This is a genomic window from Pseudomonas sp. CBZ-4, from assembly GCF_000346755.1.
Lineage (GTDB): Bacteria > Pseudomonadota > Gammaproteobacteria > Pseudomonadales > Pseudomonadaceae > Aquipseudomonas.
On record NZ_ANNV01000031.1, the window covers coordinates 45,927 to 65,237 of the forward strand.

At 62.9% G+C, this 19,311-nt stretch carries 18 protein-coding genes; 13 read left to right on the plus strand and 5 right to left on the minus strand.

Going from position 1 to position 19,311, the window contains the following annotated elements:
- Positions 1-49: 49 nt before the first annotated feature.
- The 7 genes from B348_RS0104215 to B348_RS0104245 are packed head-to-tail and all read left to right on the plus strand — an operon-like array spanning position 50 to position 8,101.
- Complete coding sequence (locus tag B348_RS0104215; RefSeq protein ID WP_026136545.1) at positions 50-1,807, plus strand: carbamoyltransferase; 1,758 nt, start codon at positions 50-52, stop codon at positions 1,805-1,807.
- On the plus strand, positions 1,791-2,921 hold the full coding sequence (locus B348_RS0104220; RefSeq protein ID WP_026136546.1) for a glycosyltransferase: 1,131 nt from the start codon (positions 1,791-1,793) through the stop codon (positions 2,919-2,921). The genes B348_RS0104215 and B348_RS0104220 overlap by 17 nt, the downstream gene beginning before the upstream one ends.
- Complete coding sequence (locus tag B348_RS0104225; RefSeq protein ID WP_017734913.1) at positions 2,921-3,817, plus strand: antimicrobial resistance protein Mig-14; 897 nt, start codon at positions 2,921-2,923, stop codon at positions 3,815-3,817. The genes B348_RS0104220 and B348_RS0104225 overlap by 1 nt, the downstream gene beginning before the upstream one ends.
- Positions 3,814-5,187 (plus strand): PIG-L deacetylase family protein, encoded by a 1,374-nt coding sequence (locus tag B348_RS0104230; protein WP_017734914.1) that lies wholly within the window; start codon positions 3,814-3,816, stop codon positions 5,185-5,187. The genes B348_RS0104225 and B348_RS0104230 overlap by 4 nt, the downstream gene beginning before the upstream one ends.
- Before the next feature lie 17 nt (positions 5,188-5,204).
- On the plus strand, positions 5,205-6,161 hold the full coding sequence (locus tag B348_RS0104235) for a glycosyltransferase (protein ID WP_017734915.1): 957 nt from the start codon (positions 5,205-5,207) through the stop codon (positions 6,159-6,161).
- Between the two features lie 45 nt (positions 6,162-6,206).
- Positions 6,207-6,968 carry a glycosyltransferase family 2 protein gene (locus B348_RS0104240; protein WP_026136547.1) on the plus strand — a complete coding sequence of 254 codons (762 nt, stop codon included), beginning with the start codon at positions 6,207-6,209 and terminating at the stop codon, positions 6,966-6,968.
- Between the two features lie 47 nt (positions 6,969-7,015).
- Positions 7,016-8,101, plus strand: coding sequence for a glycosyltransferase (locus B348_RS0104245; protein WP_017734917.1), 1,086 nt, complete (start codon positions 7,016-7,018; stop codon positions 8,099-8,101).
- Here the strand turns inward: B348_RS0104245 and B348_RS0104250 are convergent.
- Positions 8,090-8,656, minus strand: a complete 567-nt coding sequence (locus B348_RS0104250) for a hypothetical protein (protein ID WP_017734918.1) — start codon at positions 8,654-8,656, stop codon at positions 8,090-8,092. The genes B348_RS0104245 and B348_RS0104250 overlap by 12 nt on opposite strands.
- 147 nt (positions 8,657-8,803) lie before the next feature.
- Here B348_RS0104250 and B348_RS0104255 point away from each other — a divergent pair, with 147 nt between their 5' ends.
- The 6 genes from B348_RS0104255 (at position 8,804) to B348_RS0104285 (ending at position 15,704) form a co-directional block, all read left to right on the plus strand.
- On the plus strand, positions 8,804-9,982 hold the full coding sequence (locus B348_RS0104255) for an O-antigen ligase (RefSeq protein ID WP_026136548.1): 1,179 nt from the start codon (positions 8,804-8,806) through the stop codon (positions 9,980-9,982).
- 8 nt (positions 9,983-9,990) lie between these two features.
- Positions 9,991-11,799 carry a lipid A export permease/ATP-binding protein MsbA gene (msbA, locus tag B348_RS0104260; RefSeq protein ID WP_017734920.1) on the plus strand — a complete coding sequence of 603 codons (1,809 nt, stop codon included), beginning with the start codon at positions 9,991-9,993 and terminating at the stop codon, positions 11,797-11,799.
- A gap of 152 nt (positions 11,800-11,951) precedes the next feature.
- On the plus strand, positions 11,952-12,656 hold the full coding sequence (locus tag B348_RS0104265) for a sulfotransferase family 2 domain-containing protein (protein WP_017734921.1): 705 nt from the start codon (positions 11,952-11,954) through the stop codon (positions 12,654-12,656).
- Entirely contained in the window at positions 12,649-13,257 is a 609-nt protein-coding gene (gene cysC / locus B348_RS0104270) for an adenylyl-sulfate kinase (RefSeq protein WP_017734922.1), read from the plus strand. The genes B348_RS0104265 and cysC overlap by 8 nt, the downstream gene beginning before the upstream one ends.
- A 103-nt stretch (positions 13,258-13,360) precedes the next feature.
- The gene (hldE, locus tag B348_RS0104280) at positions 13,361-14,785 is read left to right on the plus strand and encodes a bifunctional D-glycero-beta-D-manno-heptose-7-phosphate kinase/D-glycero-beta-D-manno-heptose 1-phosphate adenylyltransferase HldE (protein ID WP_026136549.1); all 1,425 of its coding nucleotides are present in this window, start codon (positions 13,361-13,363) and stop codon (positions 14,783-14,785) included.
- Positions 14,778-15,704, plus strand: coding sequence for an NAD-dependent epimerase/dehydratase family protein (locus B348_RS0104285; RefSeq protein WP_017734925.1), 927 nt, complete (start codon positions 14,778-14,780; stop codon positions 15,702-15,704). Before hldE ends, B348_RS0104285 begins: the two co-directional genes overlap by 8 nt.
- Positions 15,705-15,844: 140 nt before the next feature.
- Here the strand turns inward: B348_RS0104285 and B348_RS0104290 are convergent, their stop codons facing one another.
- Genes B348_RS0104290 through B348_RS0104305 form a run of 4 tightly spaced genes read right to left on the minus strand, consistent with a single transcriptional unit; the run spans position 15,845 to position 19,221 of the window.
- Positions 15,845-16,804 carry a hypothetical protein gene (locus B348_RS0104290; protein ID WP_017734926.1) on the minus strand — a complete coding sequence of 320 codons (960 nt, stop codon included), beginning with the start codon at positions 16,802-16,804 and terminating at the stop codon, positions 15,845-15,847.
- A gap of 41 nt (positions 16,805-16,845) precedes the next feature.
- Complete coding sequence (locus B348_RS0104295; RefSeq protein WP_017734927.1) at positions 16,846-17,658, minus strand: aldo/keto reductase; 813 nt, start codon at positions 17,656-17,658, stop codon at positions 16,846-16,848.
- Positions 17,655-18,830, minus strand: coding sequence for an FAD-binding oxidoreductase (locus tag B348_RS0104300; RefSeq protein ID WP_017734928.1), 1,176 nt, complete (start codon positions 18,828-18,830; stop codon positions 17,655-17,657). The genes B348_RS0104295 and B348_RS0104300 overlap by 4 nt, the downstream gene beginning before the upstream one ends.
- A 55-nt stretch (positions 18,831-18,885) precedes the next feature.
- Positions 18,886-19,221 (minus strand): multidrug efflux SMR transporter, encoded by a 336-nt coding sequence (locus B348_RS0104305; protein ID WP_017734929.1) that lies wholly within the window; start codon positions 19,219-19,221, stop codon positions 18,886-18,888.
- Between the last annotated feature and the right edge of the window lie 90 nt (positions 19,222-19,311).

Genomic DNA, 19,311 nt, shown 5'->3' on the forward strand with positions numbered 1-19,311 from the left:
TTTCGCGGCGTAACCCGCTTGCATGCAGACTAAAAGAGGCTAGACCCCTGTGGCATTGACGATTCTTGGCCTGTCCGGCGCCCTTAGCCATGATCCTTCCGCAGCCTTGTATATCGATGGCAAGCTGATTGCGGCCGCCGAAGAAGAGCGCTTCGTACGCGACAAACATGCAAAGAACCGCATGCCCTACGAATCGGCGAAGTTCTGCCTGGAACAAGCCGGCATCAAGCCTTCCGATGTTGACGTAGTGGCGATCCCATTCGCCCCGATCAGCCTGTTCGGCGAGGCGCGCTGGCACTACGCCAAGCGTTACTGGTACGCCCCGGACCGCGCCCTTGACGCGATCCTGATGGGCAACCGTCGCTACAAGCGCTATCGCAACAAGATCGTCTGGTGCCTGGAGCAGTTGGGCTTCGATCCGAAGAAAATCAAGATCGAACCGGTTGAACACCACCTGGCCCACGCTTCCAGCGCCTACCACTGCTCCGGCTTCCAGGAGAAAACCGCGATCCTCGGCATCGACGGTAAAGGTGAGTACGCCACCACGTTCTTCGGCTACGGCGAGAACGGCAAGATCCACAAGATCAAGGAATTCTACGATCCAGACTCCCTCGGCGGCCTGTACGGCGCAATCACCGAGTTCCTCGGTTTCGAGATGCTCGACGGTGAGTTCAAGGTCATGGGCATGGCGCCGTACGGCGACGCCAGCAAATACGATTTCTCGCGCCTGGCCTCTTTTGAGAACGGCGAGTTGGTGATCAACACCGACTACGCCAACGTCATCGGCCTGCGTCGCTACAAAGAGAAGGGCAAAGGCTTCTACTTCTCGCCAAAACTGATCGAGTGGCTGGGTCCCAAGCGCGAAGGCGACATCGCCGACGAGCCGTACATCCACTACGCCGCCAGCATGCAAGCGCTGTTCGAGAAGCTGGCCTTGCAGATGATCGACCACTACCTGGGCGACATCCTCAAGGACACCGGCAAGCTGGCCTTCGCCGGCGGTTGCGCGCTGAACGTGAAGCTGAACCAGAAGATCATTGCCCGCGACGACGTGAAAGAGCTGTTCGTGCAGCCGGCGTCCGGCGATGCCGGTACTGCGGTGGGTGCAGCGGCCTACGTGTCCCACGCCCGTGGTGTACCGGTGGAGAAGATGGAACACGTCTACCTCGGCCCGTCCTACAGCAACGAAGAAGTGATTGCCGCGTGCGCCAAGCACGAGAGCAAGCCGGTATGGCGCAAGATCGAGAACATGCCTCAGCGCATCGCCAAGATCATGGTCGACGGCAACCCGGTGGCCTGGTTCCAGGGCCGCATGGAGTTTGGCCCGCGTGCCTTGGGCGGTCGTTCGATCATCGGTTGCCCTAGTGCCACCGGCGTGGCTGACCGTATCAACCACCAGATCAAGTTCCGCGAGCGCTGGAGGCCTTTCTGCCCGTCGATGCTCGACACCGTGGCCCCGCAGATGATCAAGGTCGATCACCCGGCGCCGTTCATGACCTTCACCTTTGAAGTGTCGGAAGAGTGGAAGACCCGCGTGCCGGAAGTGGTCCATGAAGATGGCACCTCCCGCGCCCAGGTGCTCAAGCGCGAATACAACCCGCGCTACTACGACATGATGAAAGAGCTGGAAGTGCTGACCGGCAACGGCGTGTCCCTGAACACCTCGCTCAACCGTCGTGGCGAAGCGATGATCTGCTCGCCGAAAGACGCGCTGGACATGTTCTTTGGCTCCGACCTGCAATACCTGATCATGGAAGACATCCTGGTGGTCAAGGACGGCGTGGACCCTTATGACACGCTCGGCTGATCGCCACGTCCTGCAGTTCTGCCACGGCTATGACGGGCCGTTCCTCGATTGTGCCCGTCAGTACGCCAGCCTGTTCACAGGCAAGGGCTACAAGGTGACCACGGTGTTTCTCACCGGGGTCGCCGACCCTGAGGTCGCGGCCGGTTGCGCCTCCGATGAAGTGTTGTTCATGGAGTTCAGCTCCAAGGCCATTCGTGGCCTCAAGCTGGGCGCCATCGCCGAGATGCGCAAGATTGCCGCCTCGCGCAATTTCAGCTTCTGCATCGCGCACCGCGCCAAGCCGATCTACGTCGCCTTGCTCGCCACGCGCTTGCAGGTGATTGGCGTGCACCACGCCTTTGGTGATTACCAGCGCCGTGGCCGCCGCCTGTTTGCGTCGATTTTCCGCAAGCGCTTGAGCTTGCTGGGTGTGTCCGACGCCGTGCGTGACGACATCCGCCGCTGCCTGCCGAACTGGCCGGCGGCGCGTATCCAGACCTTGTACAACCGCATCGATGTCGAGGCCATGCAGGCCCTGCAAGTCTCGAAGGATGACGCGCGGGACGCCCTCGGGCTGTCGCCGGATGAATGGGTGGTCGGCAACGTCGGCCGCCTGCACCCGGACAAAGACCAGGCCACGCTGCTCAAGGGCTTCGCCCTGGCCTTGCCACAGTTGCCCGGCGACAGCCGCCTGGCGATTCTCGGTACTGGCCGCCTGGAGCAGGACCTCAAGGAACTGGCCCGCGAGCTGGGGATCGCTGACAAGGTGTTGTTCCTCGGCCAGGTGCCGGATGCGCGCCGCTATTTTCGTGCGTTTGACGTGTTTGCCCTGAGCTCCGACCACGAACCCTTCGGCATGGTGCTGCTGGAAGCCATGGCCGCCGGCGTGCCGTTGCTGGCCACCGCCTGCGGGGGGGCCAAGGAAGTGGTCGAAGGCGTGGGCATCCTGTTTCCCTTCGGCGATGCCGAGCACCTGGCCCAAGGCCTGGGGCACCTGGCCGCGATGGATCAACAGCAGCAACGCCAGTGCGCCGAGATGATGCTGGAGCGCCTGCACGCACGGTTCTCGGACCAGGCGGTGCGCGACGCTTTCTGGCAACTGCCACACGTTATTGAACTGACCGCGAGGGCTTGATGCTCAATCGATTCCAAGGCTGGCGCGAGCGTGGCTGGTCCGTCGTCGATGCACCTGCCTACAGCGAGGCCTGGCAGCGTTTTGGCGGCAGCGTCGCGACGCACCCGCACGTGATCGAACGCCTGGCCGGGCTGGCGCAGATTCCGGTGCGTTACCTGGCGTGGGAACAGGCCGGTGAACTCAAGGCGTGCATTGCCACCTGGGGGCGTGACCTGGCCTTGTCCAAGGACGTGCTCAAGCGCAGCGGCAAGAAGGGCCTGTTCGACCTGGGCAATGCCGAGATCATCCTGCCGGCCGCTGCCGATGCGCAGGCGCCGCTGCGCCAGCGTGCGCGTTACCTGTCGACGCTCAATGAAGGCCGTTTCAGCGGCCTCAAGCCCCAGGCCGAGCAGTTGGCCATGGCGCGTACCCCGGAAGAGCTGTCGAAGAAGTTTCGCTACAACCAGCGCCGCGAACTGCGTTTGCTGGAAGAGGCGGGCGGCGTGGGGCGGCCGGTCAGCGAGTTTTCCAGCGCCGAGCTGGCGTCCATCTACTGCGACCTGTTCCTGCGCCGCTGGGGCTTCACCGCCACGGGCGCCGAGCGTCTGGCCGAGGTGATCGAGTTGCTGCGCGAGTGGCTGATCGGCTCGGTGATCTTTCTCAACGATGCGCCCATCGCCATCCAGTTGGTGTACCGGGTCGAGTCGCCGGAGTGGATCAGCGTGGAGTACGTCAACGGCGGGGTCGATCCTGAAACCCGCGCCTTCAGCCCTGGCAGCGTGCTGAGTTTTCTCAATACCCAAAGCGCCTGGGAACAGGCCCGTGAAGTCGGCAAGCCGCTGCGGTTTTCCTTCGGTCGTGCCGACCGCGAGTACAAGGACCGTTGGTGCAACCCTGTGCAGGTATTGTGCGTATGACTCGCAAGCAGCAGTTGCTCAAGCGCCATCGGCGTAACAAGCGCACGGCGCTGATGGTCGGCGTGTTGCTGCTGGTGCTGGTGGGCATCCTGGTGGCCTGGTGGTTGCCGTTGCTGCTGGCGGTGCTGGCCTGGGTCGCCCACGAAGCCTGGTTTGCCGATCATCTGTTTTATGCGCCCAACGAAGATTATCAATACCGTTTCTCGGCGGATGCCGAGCTGGCGGGTGTGCTCCTGGAGAACGGGCGCTTGGTGCTGGATCAGCCCGTGGAGGCAGACACCACGCTGGTGCTGGCGATCAAGGTCAAAAGCACCTGGCTGGGACGCTTTCTTGACCCGAGCATTGAGCTGGGTGACGACCGGCAAACCTTCGAACGTGGCGTCAACGGTGTGCGCTACCTGAACCTCAGCGGCTTGCCGTTGAGCGAGTTGCACCTGCGCGGTCGCCATTGCCGCCTGCTCGGCACGCCGCGCCTGTGGGCCTGGACCCACCCGGACTTTCGCCAGCAGCGCATGATGGTCATTGCGCCCCACGCCGACGATGCCGAGCTGGCCGCTTTTGGGCTCTACAGTCAGGCCGAGAAACCCTGGATCGTTACCCTCACGGCGGGCGAAATCGAAGCCGAACACTATCAGCAGATGGGCCTGGACGCGGTGGAAGCCGCGCGTATCAAAGGCCGCCTGCGGGCCTGGGACAGCATTGCCGTGCCGCTGTGGGCCGGTGTGCCCCAGGCGCATTGCGTACAGCTGGGCTATTTCTGCCTGCAATTGCAGGCGATGCAGGCCGCGCCGGACTTGCCGTTTGCCTCCCGTGAAGCCGAGCTGACGGACGTGCGCCCGTTTCGCCAATTCAACCCCTTCCCGCTGCCAGCGGACAGCGACGGCCTGCCAACCTGGAACAACCTGTTGGCCGACCTGCGCCAGGTGCTGCTGATGGCGCGCCCGGAAGTCATCGTGCTGCCGTACTCGGCGCTGGACCCGCACCCTGACCACATCTGTGCGCAGAGTGCCGTCATGGAAGCCCTGCAAGGCTTGGAGTGGCAGCCGACCACCATCCTCGGCTACGCCAACCACCTGCATGACAACGACCGCTGGCCCATGGGCGATGCCGGCAACGGCATCGCCTTGCCGCCATTGTTCGATGCAACCCAGGCGCTGCACCCGTGCAGCCTGCCACTGACATTGGCCCGGCAGCGTGACAAGGCCATGGCGCTGGGCATGATGCATGACCTGCAACCGGCAGCGCCCTTCAAGCGACGCGTGCGGCGCCTGTTGCAACGTTTATTGGCCGGGCGCGCGCGCTCGCCTTATGGGGAGAACGAGTTCTTCCGCAAGGCCGTGCGGCGGCATGAGTTGTTCTGGCGTTTGTGACCTGTGAAAGGAAGAGCATGAAAGTTTTATTTCTGGTGCAGAAAGAACAGCGCGCCATCCTTGATCGTCTCTACGAAGGTATTGCCGAGCACTGCGACTGCGACACCCGCTGGTTGAGCAGCGCCGAGCAGCGCAACCTGCGCGGTTACTTCCGCCGTGAAGTGGATGTGACCCAGTACGACCGCATCGTGTTCTTCCTGCGCTTCAAGCAGGAGATCCGCCAGGCCGGGTTTATCCGCACGATCCCCAACCTGGTGATCCTCGAACACGATGCCTACCAGAACTACATTCCGTGCAAATACACCGGCAAGTTCAGCGCGCATTACCGCCGCTTGCCGTGGGCGCGGGTGATCAGCTCGGGCTTTGTGGTGTCCCAGCGTTTGCGTGAGGAAGGTTTTGACGCGGTGTTCGTGCCCAAGGGCTACGACCAGGCGCTGTTGCAGCCGCAGGAGCGTGAGCGCGACATCGAGCTGGCCTTTGTCGGCAGCACCAACAGCGTGGCCTACAGTGGGCGCAAGGCGTTGCTCGATGAGCTGGCACGGGTCGAGCCCTTGGTGGTGACGCGCACCAAGTCCGGTGAGGAATACTGCGCGACCCTCAATCGGATTCGCTTTTTTGTCAGTGCCGATGTGGGCATGGGCGAGTACATGATCAAGAACTTCGAGGCCATGGCCTGTGGCTGCGTGCTGCTGGCGTTTGACCAGGGCGAGGCGGAAAACCAGGCCCTGGGTTTCGAAGACAAGGTCAACGTGGTGTTCTATAAAGACATCCCGCAGTTGCAGGAAAAGCTCGCCGAGTTGCGCGCCAACCCGCAGTTGGCGGCGCAGATTGCGCGTAACGGCCAGGACCTGGCTGTCAGCCAGTTCAGCTTTGCGCGGATCGGCCAGCGCATTGTCGAAGCGCTGGAGCCGCCGTTGCGGCCGCGCGCACCCTTGAGTCTGCTGGAAAAGTTGCGCCTGAAACTGGGCGTGTAACATCCGTCGGGTCGTTGAATGCGGCCATTTATTGTTGGTGCCCACGTGCGATTTTCCGAACAGAGCGACATCACCCTTGTTGTGACCAGCTGCGGTCGCTTTGACCTGTTGAAGCGCACGCTTGAGAGCTTCGACGCCTTCAATACGGCGGATATCCGCGAGGTCTTCATCACTGAGGATTCCGGTGATGATGCGGTGCGCCAGGCCGTTCCCGCCCATTGGCAGGATCATTGCACTTTCTTCGTCAATCGCCCGAAGCTGGGGCAGTTGGCATCCATCGACCTGGCCTACACTTCGGTGAAGACGCCCTATATTTTCCACTGTGAAGATGACTGGGAGTTCTACCGCCCGGGGTTTGTCGAGGACTCCAAGACGGTGCTGGAGCTACGCCCGGATATTCTCCAGGTGTGGCTGCGCAACTTTGTCTATGACTTGCAGGTGCACAGCCCCTACATCCGTCTGGGGCCGCGTGAGCTGATCGGTGCGGTGCCGTGTTACCCGCTGATTTCCGACAAGCCGGAATGGCAGGCGTTTTCCCTGAACCCCGGTTTGCGACGTATCAAGGAATACCGCTTGTGCGCGCCGTATGCAGGGTTCGAAGGGGAGAAGGGCTTGTCGCGACGGTATGCCGAACTGAACCTGATGGCCGTGACCCTTGAGGGCGACGCGGTGCTGCACACGGGCTTCGGGCTGCATGTCTCGACATCGGCCGAGCGCTTGAACAAGGCCCGACGCAAGCGACGCGAGCGGATCAAGTTGGTCGCGGTGCTGCTGCTGGGCATCGCTACCGGCTGGTTGCTCGGTTGAAACACGAACACGCCTCCAGAACGTCCGCACAAGGTCCGTATTTTTCAATGAGCATCCTCAACATCATGTGGGCTGGTGGTACTGCATTCGCTTCCGTGCAGAAGGTTCATCAGCAAGTGCTGGGCAGTGTCGATTGCGGCGCAACCGTCCATACCTGGCTGCTCCAGGGTGGTGCACAAGCCGGCGACGGGGCGCTGGAGTGGAACCTCTCGTCTGCCCAGCTCAAGGGGCGGCACTTCTGGAAGCTGCTGATGCCGCGCATGCAGGCGCGTTTCCGCCGGGCGCTGCCTGAGGACGTGAAGGTTGTGCTGCTCGATGGCATCGGCGTGGCACGGGTGCTGTTGCCCGTGCTCAAGAACCTGCCCGAGGTGCGTGCCGTGGTGCTGTTCCATGGCATGACGCGTACACGCAGCTCGGATCGCAGGCTGTTCGCACAGTTCGCCGAATCCCGGCTGACGGTGGCGGCGGTGTCGCAGACCCTGGCCGATTCGCTCCAGCGTGACTTGCAGCGGCCGGTGGCGGTGCTGCGCAGCGCCTTCGACCCCGGCGCCTTTCGCGCGGCAATGCTTGCGCGTGAGCAGGCGCGTGCCCAGCTGGGTCTGGCGCTGGACAACGCGCCGGTGTTGGGCGCCGTTGGCCGGTTGGTGGGCAGCAAGGGGTTCTCGTGTCTGCTGGAGGCGTTTGCCGGGGTGATCACGCAGCGTGCCGATGCGCGCCTGGTAATCGTTGGCGAAGGCTCGGCGCGGGCGGATCTGGAAGCGCAGATCGAACGTCTTGGCTTGCGTGACAAGGTCTTCATGCCCGGGCACCTGGCCGAAGCGGCCACCCTGTACCGCGCGTTTGACTGGGTGGCAATACCCTCGTCGGCGGAGGGCTTGGGGCTGATTGTGCAAGAAGCGGTGATGGCTGGCGTGCCGGTATTGACCAGTGAGCTGGCGGTGTTTCGCGAGCAATTGGCGGACGCGGGCTGGTATGCGCCGTCTGACGATGTAGACGCCTGGACGCACCTGCTGGAGCAGGCGTTTGCGGCGGGCCCTGAGGCGGCGGCGCAGGCTCAGCTACAGGCCCTTGCGCCGGAGCAGGCCTGGCAGGACTTTACAGCCACTGCCCGGCGCTTGCTGTCACCCCGCTAGCAAGGCGTGTTCAAGCGCTTGCATCGGAAAGCGCTCGTTCAGCTTCTCGCGTGCAATATAGCGGGCGAAGTGTTGCAGGTTGCGCCTGACCAGCGCCGGGCTCAGCGGCGCACGCAGGAAGCGCAGGTCGGCCACGTCGATCAGGCCCATCTGGTTGTCCGGCGTCACGACGATGTTGCCCAGGTGCAGGGAGCGGAAGTAGATCCCGGCCGTGTGCAGCCGACGAATCAGCGCCACCAGTGGTTCCAGGTTCTGCTCCCAGTCGAAGCCTTCCTTGTTGGCGATCTGGCGCAAGGTCTCGCCCGGAAGGGGCCGGTACAACACAGCCGTCATGCCCGGCGCATCGAGTTGGAAACTGTCGAGCACGGTAAGGGTGGGGATGCCGCGTTTTTGCAGCCCGAGCGCGTTGTCGATGAAACGCTTGGAGTACGGGCGAAACAATGCGGAAGAAAAAAACCGTTTGCGGCGAAACAGTTTAAGGATGTTCCCGTCCGCCAGAAGGTAGACTTTGGGGCCGTAGCTGTCCTTCTCCAGGATTTTGGCGCCGGCAATCATCGTATTTAAAGTGGCTTGGGGAAGCCTTGAGCATTGCATCGTCGAAAAGCCTTGTGGGAGTCGCGGGCACAGTGATCGGTAATGATGCCGAAAGTTTTGGGTTTTAACCATGCCGGGTTGGCAGGTTGACCGTATTAGGAGCGGGTGATGCAAGCAAGTCGTTGGGCGCGGGGATGGATGAGTTTGGGGTTGCTGTGGTTTTTACTGGCGATCACCTTCGCGCCGACCAATAAGATTTATCAACAAGGGCTGACGCTGTTCCTGTGGCTGCCTGCCATGGTATTTGCCTGGTCTGCCCGTGAGCAGCTCAAGCAGGTCTGGCGTGCCCAGCGCGGGGTCTGCGTGGCGCTGGGGTTGCTGGCTGTCTGGGGCTTGATCAGCCTGTTCTGGACAAATGCCGAGGATGGCTCCCGTGAAGCCAAGCGCTTGCTCTATATCGGCGTGTTCCTGCTGTTCTTCCCGGTGTTTGTGCAAGGCCGGACCGAGCAGGTGATTCGCCTGATGCAGTGGGGTGGCTTTGGCCTGGCGCTGTCGTCGCTGCTGGCGATGATCAAGTTCTATGGCCTTGACGGCAACGCCTGGTACGCCCGCCTCGAGGGGTTGGGGCAGCTGTCGCACCCGATCCTCGGCGCCTATGTCATTGGCCTGGCCGCCGTGTGGATGTTGCACTGGGTACCGCGTGGCCGCGGGATGCAAGTGGCCTGCCTGGTGGCGGTCGGCTTGCTCGGCCTGTTCGTGGTGGCAAGCCAGAGCCGTGGCGCCGCACTGGCCTTGCTGCTGAGCGTGGTGGCGATGCCGCTGTGGTGCCGCGACCGGCGCAGCAGCCTGATTGCGATCGCGGCGACGGTGGCGGCAATCGTGGTGTTTGTGTCCATGCAGTCGCTGATGCTGTCCCGTGGCGCGTCGTTCCGCCCACAGATTTTCATGGCGGCGATGCAGATGATCAGCGAGCGTCCATGGACCGGCCTGGGCCTGGGCGGTGATTACTTCCTGATGTGGGATAACCACCGTTTTGACCATTCCCACAACCTGTTCACCCACGTGACCATCGAACTGGGCCTGCCGGGCTTGTTGCTGTGGTGCGCGGTGTGGTTCGGCGTGCTGTGGCAAGCCTGGAAGGTGCGTGACACCCATTACGGCAAAGGCATCATCGGCATGTGGGTGTTTTCCACCCTGGCGATGCAATTCGATGCGGCAAGCCTCACGGGTACCCCTCGGGCCGAATGGTTCATCACCTGGCTGCCGGTGGCGCTGGCCAGTGTTTTGGTCTGGGCTCGGGCCAAACCCGATGCTTGTGATAAAGTTGCCGCCCTACCTAATCAGTGAGCTCGACAATGAGTGACGCACCGCCCAAAGCGGAACAGGAATCCAGCCTGAAAATCTATTTCAGGCTGCTGGGCTATGTGAAACCCTACATCGGCATGTTCCTGGTGAGCATCGTCGGTTTCGTGATTTTCGCGTCCACCCAGCCCATGCTGGCCGGGATCCTCAAATACTTTGTTGACGGCCTGAGCAACCCGGACGTGGTGTTTTTCCCCAGCGTGCCGTACCTCAAGGACCTGAAACTGCTGATGGCCGTGCCGCTGCTGATCGTCCTGATCGCCGCGTGGCAGGGCCTCGGCTCGTTCCTGGGCAACTACTACCTGGCCAAGGTGTCCCTGGGCCTGGTCCACGACCTGCGGGTGCAGTTGTTCAATAAACTGCTGGTACTGCCCAACCGCTATTTCGATACCCACAGTTCCGGGCACCTGATCTCGCGCATCACCTTCAACGTGACCATGGTCACCGGCGCCGCCACGGATGCGATCAAAGTCGTGATCCGCGAAGGCCTGACCGTGGTGTTCCTGTTCGGCTACCTCCTGTGGATGAACTGGAAACTGACCCTGGTGATGCTGGCGATCCTGCCGATCATTGCCATGATGGTCGGTAGCACCAGCAAGAAATTCCGCAAGCAGAGCAAGAAAATCCAGGTGGCGATGGGCGATGTGACCCACGTGGCCTCGGAGACGATCCAGGGTTATCGCGTGGTGCGCAGCTTCGGCGGGGAAACCTACGAAGAGCAGCGCTTTGCCAAGGCGAGCATGAGCAACACCGAAAAACAGATGCGCATGACCAAGACCGGCGCGGTCTACACGCCCATGCTGCAACTGGTGATCTACACCGCGATGGCGGCGCTGATGTTCCTGGTGCTGTTCCTGCGGGGCGATGCGACAGCTGGCGACCTGGTGGCCTACATCACCGCGGCGGGCCTGCTGCCCAAGCCGATCCGCCAGCTGTCGGAAGTCAGTTCGACGATCCAGAAGGGTGTCGCCGGTGCCGAAAGCATCTTCGAGCAATTGGATGTCGAGCCTGAAGTGGACACCGGCACCGTCGAGAAAGAGCGGGTCAGCGGCCGTCTGGACGTGCGCAACCTGAGCTTTACCTACCCCGGCACCGAACGCGAAGTACTGAAGAACATCAGCTTCACCGCCGCGCCAGGCCAGATGGTCGCGTTGGTCGGGCGTTCGGGCAGTGGCAAGTCCACGCTCGCCGCGCTGATCCCGCGCTTCTATCACCACGAGACCGGCGAGATCCTCCTCGACGACGTGGAAATCGAGGACTACCGCCTGCGCAACCTGCGCCGCCACGTGGCTCAGGTGACCCAGCACGTGACCCTGTTCAACGACACCGTGGCCAACAACATTGCCTACGGCGACCTGGCCAGCGCGCCGCGTGAAGACGTCGAGAAAGCGGCGCGGGATGCCTACGCCATGGACTTCATCGCCGAGCTGCCCAAGGGCCTCGACACCGAAGTCGGTGAAAACGGCGTGCTGCTCTCCGGCGGCCAGCGCCAGCGCCTGGCGATTGCCCGTGCGCTGCTGAAGAACGCCCCGCTGCTGATCCTCGATGAAGCCACGTCGGCGCTGGACACCGAGTCCGAACGGCATATCCAGGCCGCGCTGGACAAGGTCATGAAGGGCCGCACCACCCTGGTGATCGCGCACCGCCTGTCCACGATCGAGAAAGCCGACCTGATTCTGGTCATGGACCACGGCGAAATTGTCGAGCGCGGTACACACCTTGAGCTGCTGGCGATGGGGGGCTACTACTCCCGCCTGCACGCCATGGGATTGGATGAGCCGGCGACGGCCAACATCACCTGACAAGACGGGGCGCGCAATGCGCCCCGTTTTTTGTATCAGGCCCCATACACGCTTGACCAAAGCCAAATAATTCACCGCCTGTCGTTTGTTATGTTGGCCTTCTCGATTCGAATGACGAACGAGAGGGCTAACCTTCTTGCGTGGGTAATGGAATGTTGCAACGTCTGTTCTGGAAACTGCTGCCCAAACAGCAGCGGGCTTTTTTGCTGGGGCGTTTGTCGGTGGTGGATCGGCAGGCGGTCAACAAATCCATGTCGGCACTGACCGTCCTTCCGCCCGCTTTTGTCAAACATGCCTGTGTGTTCATTCATGTGCCCAAGTGCGCGGGTAGCAGTGTCTGTTCGGTCCTGCTGGATGGGCGCTGGCCGGGGCATTTGCCGTACCACTGGTATGAGCAGCAATTCCCCGGGCATTGCGCCGACAGCTTCAAGTTCGCTTTCGTGCGCGACCCGCTGGAGCGTGCCTACTCGGCGTACACCTATTTGCGCGGCAACAGCATGGGTAGCCGGGATCGGGAAGCCCAGGCGCTGGTCTGTGGTTATCGCGACTTTGACCACTTCGTTGCCGGCTGGCTGCACCCGGACAACCTGCGCCGGCAACTGCACTTTGCCCCGCAGACCGACTTTCTGGTGGATCACCTGGGGCGCATGTCCATGGATTTTCTGGGGCGTCAGGAGCACTTGCAGCGGGATTTTCGCAGCGTGTGCGAACACCTCGGGCTGAATGCCGCGCTGCCCCATCTCAATGTTTCCCTTGAGCGCCGCAGCGAGCCGGTCAGGGACTTTTGTTCCTCGCGCACGCGCCGTTTGGTGAGGCGCGCCTATCAGCGCGATTACGAGGTCCTGGGTTATGAATAATTCGTCGCTGTCCAGCGCCATCGCCGACGTGCGCCCCTTTGCCCTGTCGCTGACCGTGGCCGCCCGCGCCGCGCTCAAGCACCAGCAACCTTGTTGCCTGTGGCTGACGGGGTTGTCCGGTTCGGGCAAGTCGACCCTGGCCAATGCGCTGGAAGTGCAGCTCAATGAGCAGGGCCGGCATACCTTTGTGCTCGATGGCGACAACGTCCGCGCCGGGCTGTGCAGCGACCTGGGCATGGGCGCGGTGGCGCGCAAGGAAAACATCCGGCGCATTGGCGAAGTGGCGCGGCTGATGGTGGATGCGGGGCTGATTGTGATCGTGTCGGCGATCTCGCCGTTCAGCGCCGACCGCGAGACGGCGCGGGCGCTGTTCGGGCCGGGGCAGTTTTTCGAGGTGTATGTCAGCACGCCGCTGGCGATCTGTGTGCGCCGCGATCCCAAGGGCCTGTACCGGGCGGCGCTGGATGGGCGCATCAAGGACTTCACCGGGCTCGACAGCCCCTATGAAGCCCCTCGGCAGGCCGACTGCGAAATCAACACCGATGAGGTCGAATTGGCGGAAGCCGTGGCGCACATCCTGGCGGTTTTGTTTAAAAAGTGAGCAGTTGCGCGGCCGGATGTCTTACAGATAAAGCTCTCGGACAAGGCGGCGCTCACCCTGTGCTAATATCGCGCCCCTGTTCATTTTGTATGTGGGTTGCTCCATGAAGTTGTCCATGCCGCGATTCGATCAAGCCCCTGTCTTGGTGGTCGGCGATGTCATGCTCGACCGTTACTGGCATGGTGGTACCTCACGGATTTCCCCTGAGGCGCCGGTACCGGTAGTCAAGGTCGAGCAAATCGAAGACCGCCCAGGCGGCGCTGCCAACGTTGCCCTCAATATTGCCGCCCTCGGCGCCCCGGCCTCCCTGGTCGGCGTGACCGGTGACGACGAAGCCGCCGACAGCCTGGCCAACAGCCTGCGCGGTGCCGGCGTGCGCGCGCTGTTCCAGCGCATCGCCCATCAGCCGACCATCGTCAAGCTGCGGGTCATGAGTCGTCACCAGCAATTGCTGCGGATCGATTTTGAAGAACCCTTCGCCACCGATGCCCTGGCCCTCAGCGGTCAGGTCGATGAGTTGCTCGAAGGTATCAAGGTGCTGGTGTTGTCCGACTACGGCAAAGGCGCGTTGAAGAACCACCAGGCGCTGATCCAGGCCGCCAAGGCCAAGGGCATTCCGGTGCTGGCCGACCCCAAGGGCAAGGACTTCTCGATTTATCGCGGCGCCAGCCTGATCACGCCGAACCTCAGCGAGTTCGAAGCCATCGTCGGCGGTTGTGCCGATGAACACGAGCTGGTGAGCAAAGGCGCGGCGCTGATGGCCGACCTCGACCTCGGCGCCTTGCTGGTGACCCGTGGCGAGCATGGCATGACCCTGTTGCGCCCGGATCATCCGGCGATGCACCTGCCGGCCCGTGCCCGTGAAGTGTTCGACGTCACCGGCGCCGGTGACACGGTGATTTCCACCCTGGCCGCCTCGATTGCGGCCGGCGAAGAACTGCCCCACGCCGTGGCCCTGGCCAACCTGGCAGCGGGCATCGTGGTGGGCAAGTTGGGCACCGCCGCCATCAGCGCGCCGGAATTGCGCCGCGCGATCCAGCGTTCCGAAGGTTCGGAGCGCGGCGTGCTGGGGATCGAGCAATTGCTGCTGGCCATTGACGATGCCCGTGCCCACAACGAAAGCATTGTGTTCACCAACGGCTGCTTCGACATCCTGCATGCCGGCCACGTGACCTATCTGGAACAGGCGCGCGCCCAAGGCGATCGCCTGATCGTGGCGGTCAACGACGACGCCTCGGTCAGCCGCCTGAAAGGCCCTGGCCGCCCGATCAACAGCGTTGACCGGCGCATGGCCGTGCTGGCTGGCCTGGGCGCAGTGGACTGGGTGATCAGCTTTGCCGAAGGCACCCCGGAAAACCTGCTGGCCCAGGTCAAGCCCGACGTGCTGGTCAAGGGCGGCGACTACTCCGTCGACCAGGTGGTCGGTGCCGACATCGTCAGCGCCTACGGCGGCACCGTCAAAGTGTTGGGGTTGGTTGAAAACAGCTCGACCACGGCCATTGTCGAGAAGATCCGCAACAATGAGTAAGTGTGTCCTGATTACCGGCGGTGCGGGCTTTATCGGCTCGCACCTGGTCGATGCATTGCTGGCCAAGGGTTACGGCGTGCGCGTGCTGGACAACCTGTCCACCGGCAAGCGCAGCAACCTGGCGCTGGACAACCCGCGCGTCGAACTGCTGGAAGGCGACGTGGCCGACGCCGAGCTGGTGGCGCGTGCCGCGGTCGGCACGGTGGCGGTGGTTCATCTGGCGGCGGTGGCGTCGGTGCAGGCGTCGGTGGATGATCCGGTCAGCACGCACCAGAGCAATTTTGTCGGCACCCTGAATGTGTGCGAAGCGATGCGCAAGGCGGGCGTGAAACGCGTGGTCTTCGCCTCCAGCGCGGCGGTGTACGGCAACAACGGCGAGGGCGCTTCGATTGACGAAGAGACCACCAAGGCGCCGTTGACACCGTATGCGTCCGACAAGCTGGCCGGCGAACACTACTTTGATTTCTACCGCCGCCAGCATGGCCTGGAGCCGGTGATTTTCCGCTTCTTCAATATCTTCGGCCCGCGCCAGGATCCGTCCTCGCCGTACTCCGGGGTAATCAGCATCTTCAGCGAGCGCGTGCAGCAGGGCGTGCCGATTGCCGTGTTTGGCGATGGCGAGCAGACCCGTGACTTCATGTACGTGGAAGACCTGGTCGACGTGCTGGTGCAAGCCATTGAAGCGCCGGACGCACCGTTGGGCGCGATCAATGTGGGCTGGAATCGCACCACGACGCTCAAGCAGGTGTTGCAGGCGCTGGAAGAGATCGTCGGCAAGTTGCCAGTGGTGACTTACGGCCCGGCGCGTTCTGGGGATATTCGCCACTCGCGGGCGAATAATCAGCGGTTGTTGGCGAGCTTCAAGCTTCCCGTACCGACCCCGCTGAGAGTCGGCCTGGAACGCTTGCTCAAAGGCTGACGCAATCACAAATGTGGGAGCGGGTTTGTGTGGGAGCTGGCTTGCCTGCGATGGCATCACCTCGATCTAGCTGAAGACCGAGTCGCCTGCATCGCAGGCAAGCCAGCTCCCACATAAGCCAGTCTCACAGTAGCGTTGCCTTAGGCCTTGGCTTTCTTCTTCGGCGTTATCTTGCGCAGCACCCGCTGTGCCAGGCGCTTCAACTTCGACTCTTTCTCCGGCTCCGCCAAGCCCTGCTGGCGCAGCCAGTCCTTCCAGCGAATCCGCTCTTCACGCACCAGCCAGCCTTCCTGCTGGGCGAAGCTTTCCGCCAGGTACAACCCGCGCGTACTGGCCGGGTACAGCTGATCTTTCTTCACCGTATACAGCTCGGCCAATGGCTGCCCATCTTTCAACGGCATCAGGTACAGGTCCGGGCGCTGGCGGTCGAGGCGTGCCACCAACTGGTCGCCTTCCAGGCGTTCGTCCACATGGAACAGGCTCAGGGACTTGGCTTCCTTCGGCACTTCCAGGCGCAAGTCATAGATCAGTTGCAGCGATGCGGTGGGCAGGTGCACATAGGCCCGTGGGCGTTCGATCAACTGGGTGGTGGCGCAGCGCACCGGGCGCGCGGCACCGGACAGCGGGCTGAGGCGAAACGGCAGGGCTTCGCGGTAATGCAGCGCGGCGGAGTAGGGCGCCGGCAGCCAGGTGTCGTTGAAGCGCCCGCCAAGCCAGCCTTCGGGCGTCTCCAGCAGGCACTCTTCGGCAATTTCCTGGATCGCGGTGTGCAGCGGCAGGTTCAGCTCGTGGGCCGGCACGTAGCCGGAGATCAGCTTGAGCACCACGTCGCCACGGTCCTGGCGGCGCTGGCGCACCAGCACCCAGTAATCCTTGTTCTGCCAATGCAGGGTCAGGCGCACCGACACGCCGAGATTCGCCAGTTCCAGCACGAAACGCTCGGGGTCGGCCACCTCCACCGGTTTGCGCCGTTGCAGGGTCTGGGCAAAGTTGAGCGGCATGCCGACGCTCTGGTAGTTCAGGCCTTCGGGGGTGGCTTCGACGTGCAGCGGCAGTGTCTTGAAGTTGCTGGGGTTTTTTCTAATGAGCGTGCGCGGCATGTCGGCTCCTTCTTGCGACGGGGTCGGCCGCGTCGGCGGCATCAGAGTTGACGGATGACCCGGGCAGCGGTCGCCACGTTATGGGCCAGGTGCAGCGGATTGATGGTCCCGACAATAGCACTGGCAACGCCGGTTTGCGCAAACAACAAGATGAAACTGGCGTGTATTGGATCCATTCCAGGTTCGAGGCAAACGTGGCCACTGGCCAGGGCCTTCTTCACGAGGATGCCCTTGCCATGGGCCGCCGCATACTCAATGACGGCTTTCTCGGCCTGTTCGTTCAAATTGTAGGTGACCATCGCGCAATCACCCCGTTCCAGAGCCTTCACGCCGCCTTCGACGGTTTTGCCGGAAAAGCCGAAACCGCGAATCTTGCCTTCCTGTTTCAACTCGGCCAGGGTCTGGTAGACCTCGCACTCGTTGAGGATGTGCAGGTCGTTGCCGTCGGAATGCACCAGCACCAGGTCGATAAAATCCGTTTCCAGTCGTTTCAAGCTGCGCTCGATCGACTGGCGCGTGTGGGCGGCGCTGAAGTCGTGGCGGGACACACCATTGTCGAATTCTTCGCCGACCTTGCTGACAATCACCCAGTCCTGGCGCTGGCCGCGCAGCAGCGGGCCGAGGCGCTCCTCGCTCATGCCATAGGCCGGCGCGGTGTCGATCAGGTTGATCCCCAGCTCGCGGGCCTGGCGCAGCAGCATGCGCGCGGCGTCGTCATCGGGGATCTGGAAGCCATTGGGGTACTTCACCCCTTGGTCACGGCCCAGCTTGACGGTGCCCAGGCCCAGCGGCGAGACCAGCAGGCCGGTGCTGCCCAATGGGCGATGCAAATCGTGCAGGGTTGGCAGGCTCATGGCAGCAGTTGCTCCCAGGCGGGTACGCCGATGGCGGGTTTGGGCAATTCGGGCAAGGGTTCGCTTGCGCTTGGGCGAATGCCGTCGCGTTCGAGGGCGTTGATCACGCGATCGGCGAAATCCGGCGCCAAGGCCAGCTTGGTTGGCCAGCCGACCAGCAGGCGACCGTCCTCAAAGACAAAGGCGTTGTCGGGGCGGCTCAGGCCGGTTTGCAGGGGCTCGGCGCGGTCGACGCGCAGCGTGGCCCATTGGGTCTGGCTCATGTCGATCCACGGCAGCAACTGCGCCAGCTCTTGCTGGGCAGTGGCGATCTGCTCTTGCGGCGTGCGCGCCACGCCATCGGCCTCGGCAATATCGCCGCCCATGTACCACACCCAGTTGCCATCGGCGGCCGGGTGCGTGGTGACGGTGATGCGCGGCTTGGTGCCGCCGCCCAGGCAATGGGCGTACAGCGGCTTCAGGCCGGGGCCTTTGGCGATGATCATGTGCAGCGGGCGTTTTTGCATCGCCGGTTTGCTCAAGCCCAGGGCGGTCAGCAAGTCTGCCGTGCCGCCACCAGCGCTCAATACGATGCGTTGGGCGTGGATCGCGCGGCCATCGACCGTCAAGCCCACCAGCTTGTTGCCTTCCAGCAGCGGGGCGATGTGCTGCGCGGCGAGCAGGCCGTCGCCGGCCAATTGCGCGAGGCGTTCGATCAGGCTTGGCACGTCCACCACCAACTCGGCCAGGCGATAGACCTTGCCCTTGAAGCGGCGATCTTGCAGGGCCGGCGGCAGGTCGTCGCCCTTGACCTGATCGACACGCCCGCGCACGGCCTTGCTGGCGAAGAAGCTGGTGAGGTTGCCGGCGAGGGTGCCGGGGGACCACAGGTAATGGGCTTCGGACAACAGGCGCACGCCCGTCAGGTCCAGCTCGCCGTTGCCCGCCAAGGCTTCGCGCCAGCGACGCGGCATGTCGGCGATGGCTTCGGAGGCGCCGGTGAGGGCGCCGTGCAGGGCGTACTTCGCACCGCCGTGAATGATCCCCTGGGACTTCACGCTTTGCCCGCCACCCAGGGTGGCGCTTTCCACCAACACCGTGGAAAACCCCTGGCGGCGCAGGCGCGCATTCAGCCAGAGGCCGGCAACCCCGGCGCCGACAATCAGAACGTCGGTGGAAATAACGGATGGCATGGGCGACCTCAGTGTTCAAGACAAGAGGCGCAGTATACAGGCTGTTGCGTGGCAGTCAGTGCCCGGCGGTTTTCGAGAACAGCTGGATCACCACCACGCCCAGCACAATCAGGCCCATGCCGAGCATCGCCGGCAGGTCGAGTTTCTGCCCGTAGATAAACAGTGCGGCGATGCTCACCATCACAATGCCCATCCCCGCCCACACCGCGTAGGCCACGCCCACCGGCACGGTGCGCACCACCAGGGTCAGCATCCAGAAGGCGACGCCGTAGCCGACGATCACCAGCGCCAGGGGAATCGGCGTGCTCCAGCCCTTGATGGCTTTCATGGAAACGGTGGCGATCACTTCCGAGCAGATGGCGATGGCCAAGTAGTAGTAGGCAGGGTTCATGGGGTAATCCTCGGTGTGAAGCGCTTTTGATAAGGTCGGCATTTTAGGGCTTTATCAGATGGGGTAAAGTCATTACCTATCCGAATCAGA

What these genes read in the sequence shown, in the direction of transcription:
- B348_RS0104265 (WP_017734921.1), top strand. Translation starts at nt 11,952, where the DNA reads ATGTTGCAACGTCTGTTCTGGAAACTGCTGCCCAAACAGCAGCGGGCT.
- B348_RS0104290 (WP_017734926.1), bottom strand. Translation starts at nt 16,804, where the DNA reads ATGCCGCGCACGCTCATTAGAAAAAACCCCAGCAACTTCAAGACACTG.
- B348_RS0104225 (WP_017734913.1), top strand. Translation starts at nt 2,921, where the DNA reads ATGCTCAATCGATTCCAAGGCTGGCGCGAGCGTGGCTGGTCCGTCGTC.
- B348_RS0104300 (WP_017734928.1), bottom strand. Translation starts at nt 18,830, where the DNA reads ATGCCATCCGTTATTTCCACCGACGTTCTGATTGTCGGCGCCGGGGTT.
- B348_RS0104245 (WP_017734917.1), top strand. Translation starts at nt 7,016, where the DNA reads ATGAGCATCCTCAACATCATGTGGGCTGGTGGTACTGCATTCGCTTCC.
- B348_RS0104255 (WP_026136548.1), top strand. Translation starts at nt 8,804, where the DNA reads ATGCAAGCAAGTCGTTGGGCGCGGGGATGGATGAGTTTGGGGTTGCTG.
- B348_RS0104220 (WP_026136546.1), top strand. Translation starts at nt 1,791, where the DNA reads ATGACACGCTCGGCTGATCGCCACGTCCTGCAGTTCTGCCACGGCTAT.
- B348_RS0104305 (WP_017734929.1), bottom strand. Translation starts at nt 19,221, where the DNA reads ATGAACCCTGCCTACTACTACTTGGCCATCGCCATCTGCTCGGAAGTG.
- hldE (WP_026136549.1), top strand. Translation starts at nt 13,361, where the DNA reads ATGAAGTTGTCCATGCCGCGATTCGATCAAGCCCCTGTCTTGGTGGTC.
- B348_RS0104230 (WP_017734914.1), top strand. Translation starts at nt 3,814, where the DNA reads ATGACTCGCAAGCAGCAGTTGCTCAAGCGCCATCGGCGTAACAAGCGC.
- B348_RS0104295 (WP_017734927.1), bottom strand. Translation starts at nt 17,658, where the DNA reads ATGAGCCTGCCAACCCTGCACGATTTGCATCGCCCATTGGGCAGCACC.
- B348_RS0104250 (WP_017734918.1), bottom strand. Translation starts at nt 8,656, where the DNA reads ATGATTGCCGGCGCCAAAATCCTGGAGAAGGACAGCTACGGCCCCAAA.
- cysC (WP_017734922.1), top strand. Translation starts at nt 12,649, where the DNA reads ATGAATAATTCGTCGCTGTCCAGCGCCATCGCCGACGTGCGCCCCTTT.
- B348_RS0104235 (WP_017734915.1), top strand. Translation starts at nt 5,205, where the DNA reads ATGAAAGTTTTATTTCTGGTGCAGAAAGAACAGCGCGCCATCCTTGAT.
- msbA (WP_017734920.1), top strand. Translation starts at nt 9,991, where the DNA reads ATGAGTGACGCACCGCCCAAAGCGGAACAGGAATCCAGCCTGAAAATC.
- B348_RS0104285 (WP_017734925.1), top strand. Translation starts at nt 14,778, where the DNA reads ATGAGTAAGTGTGTCCTGATTACCGGCGGTGCGGGCTTTATCGGCTCG.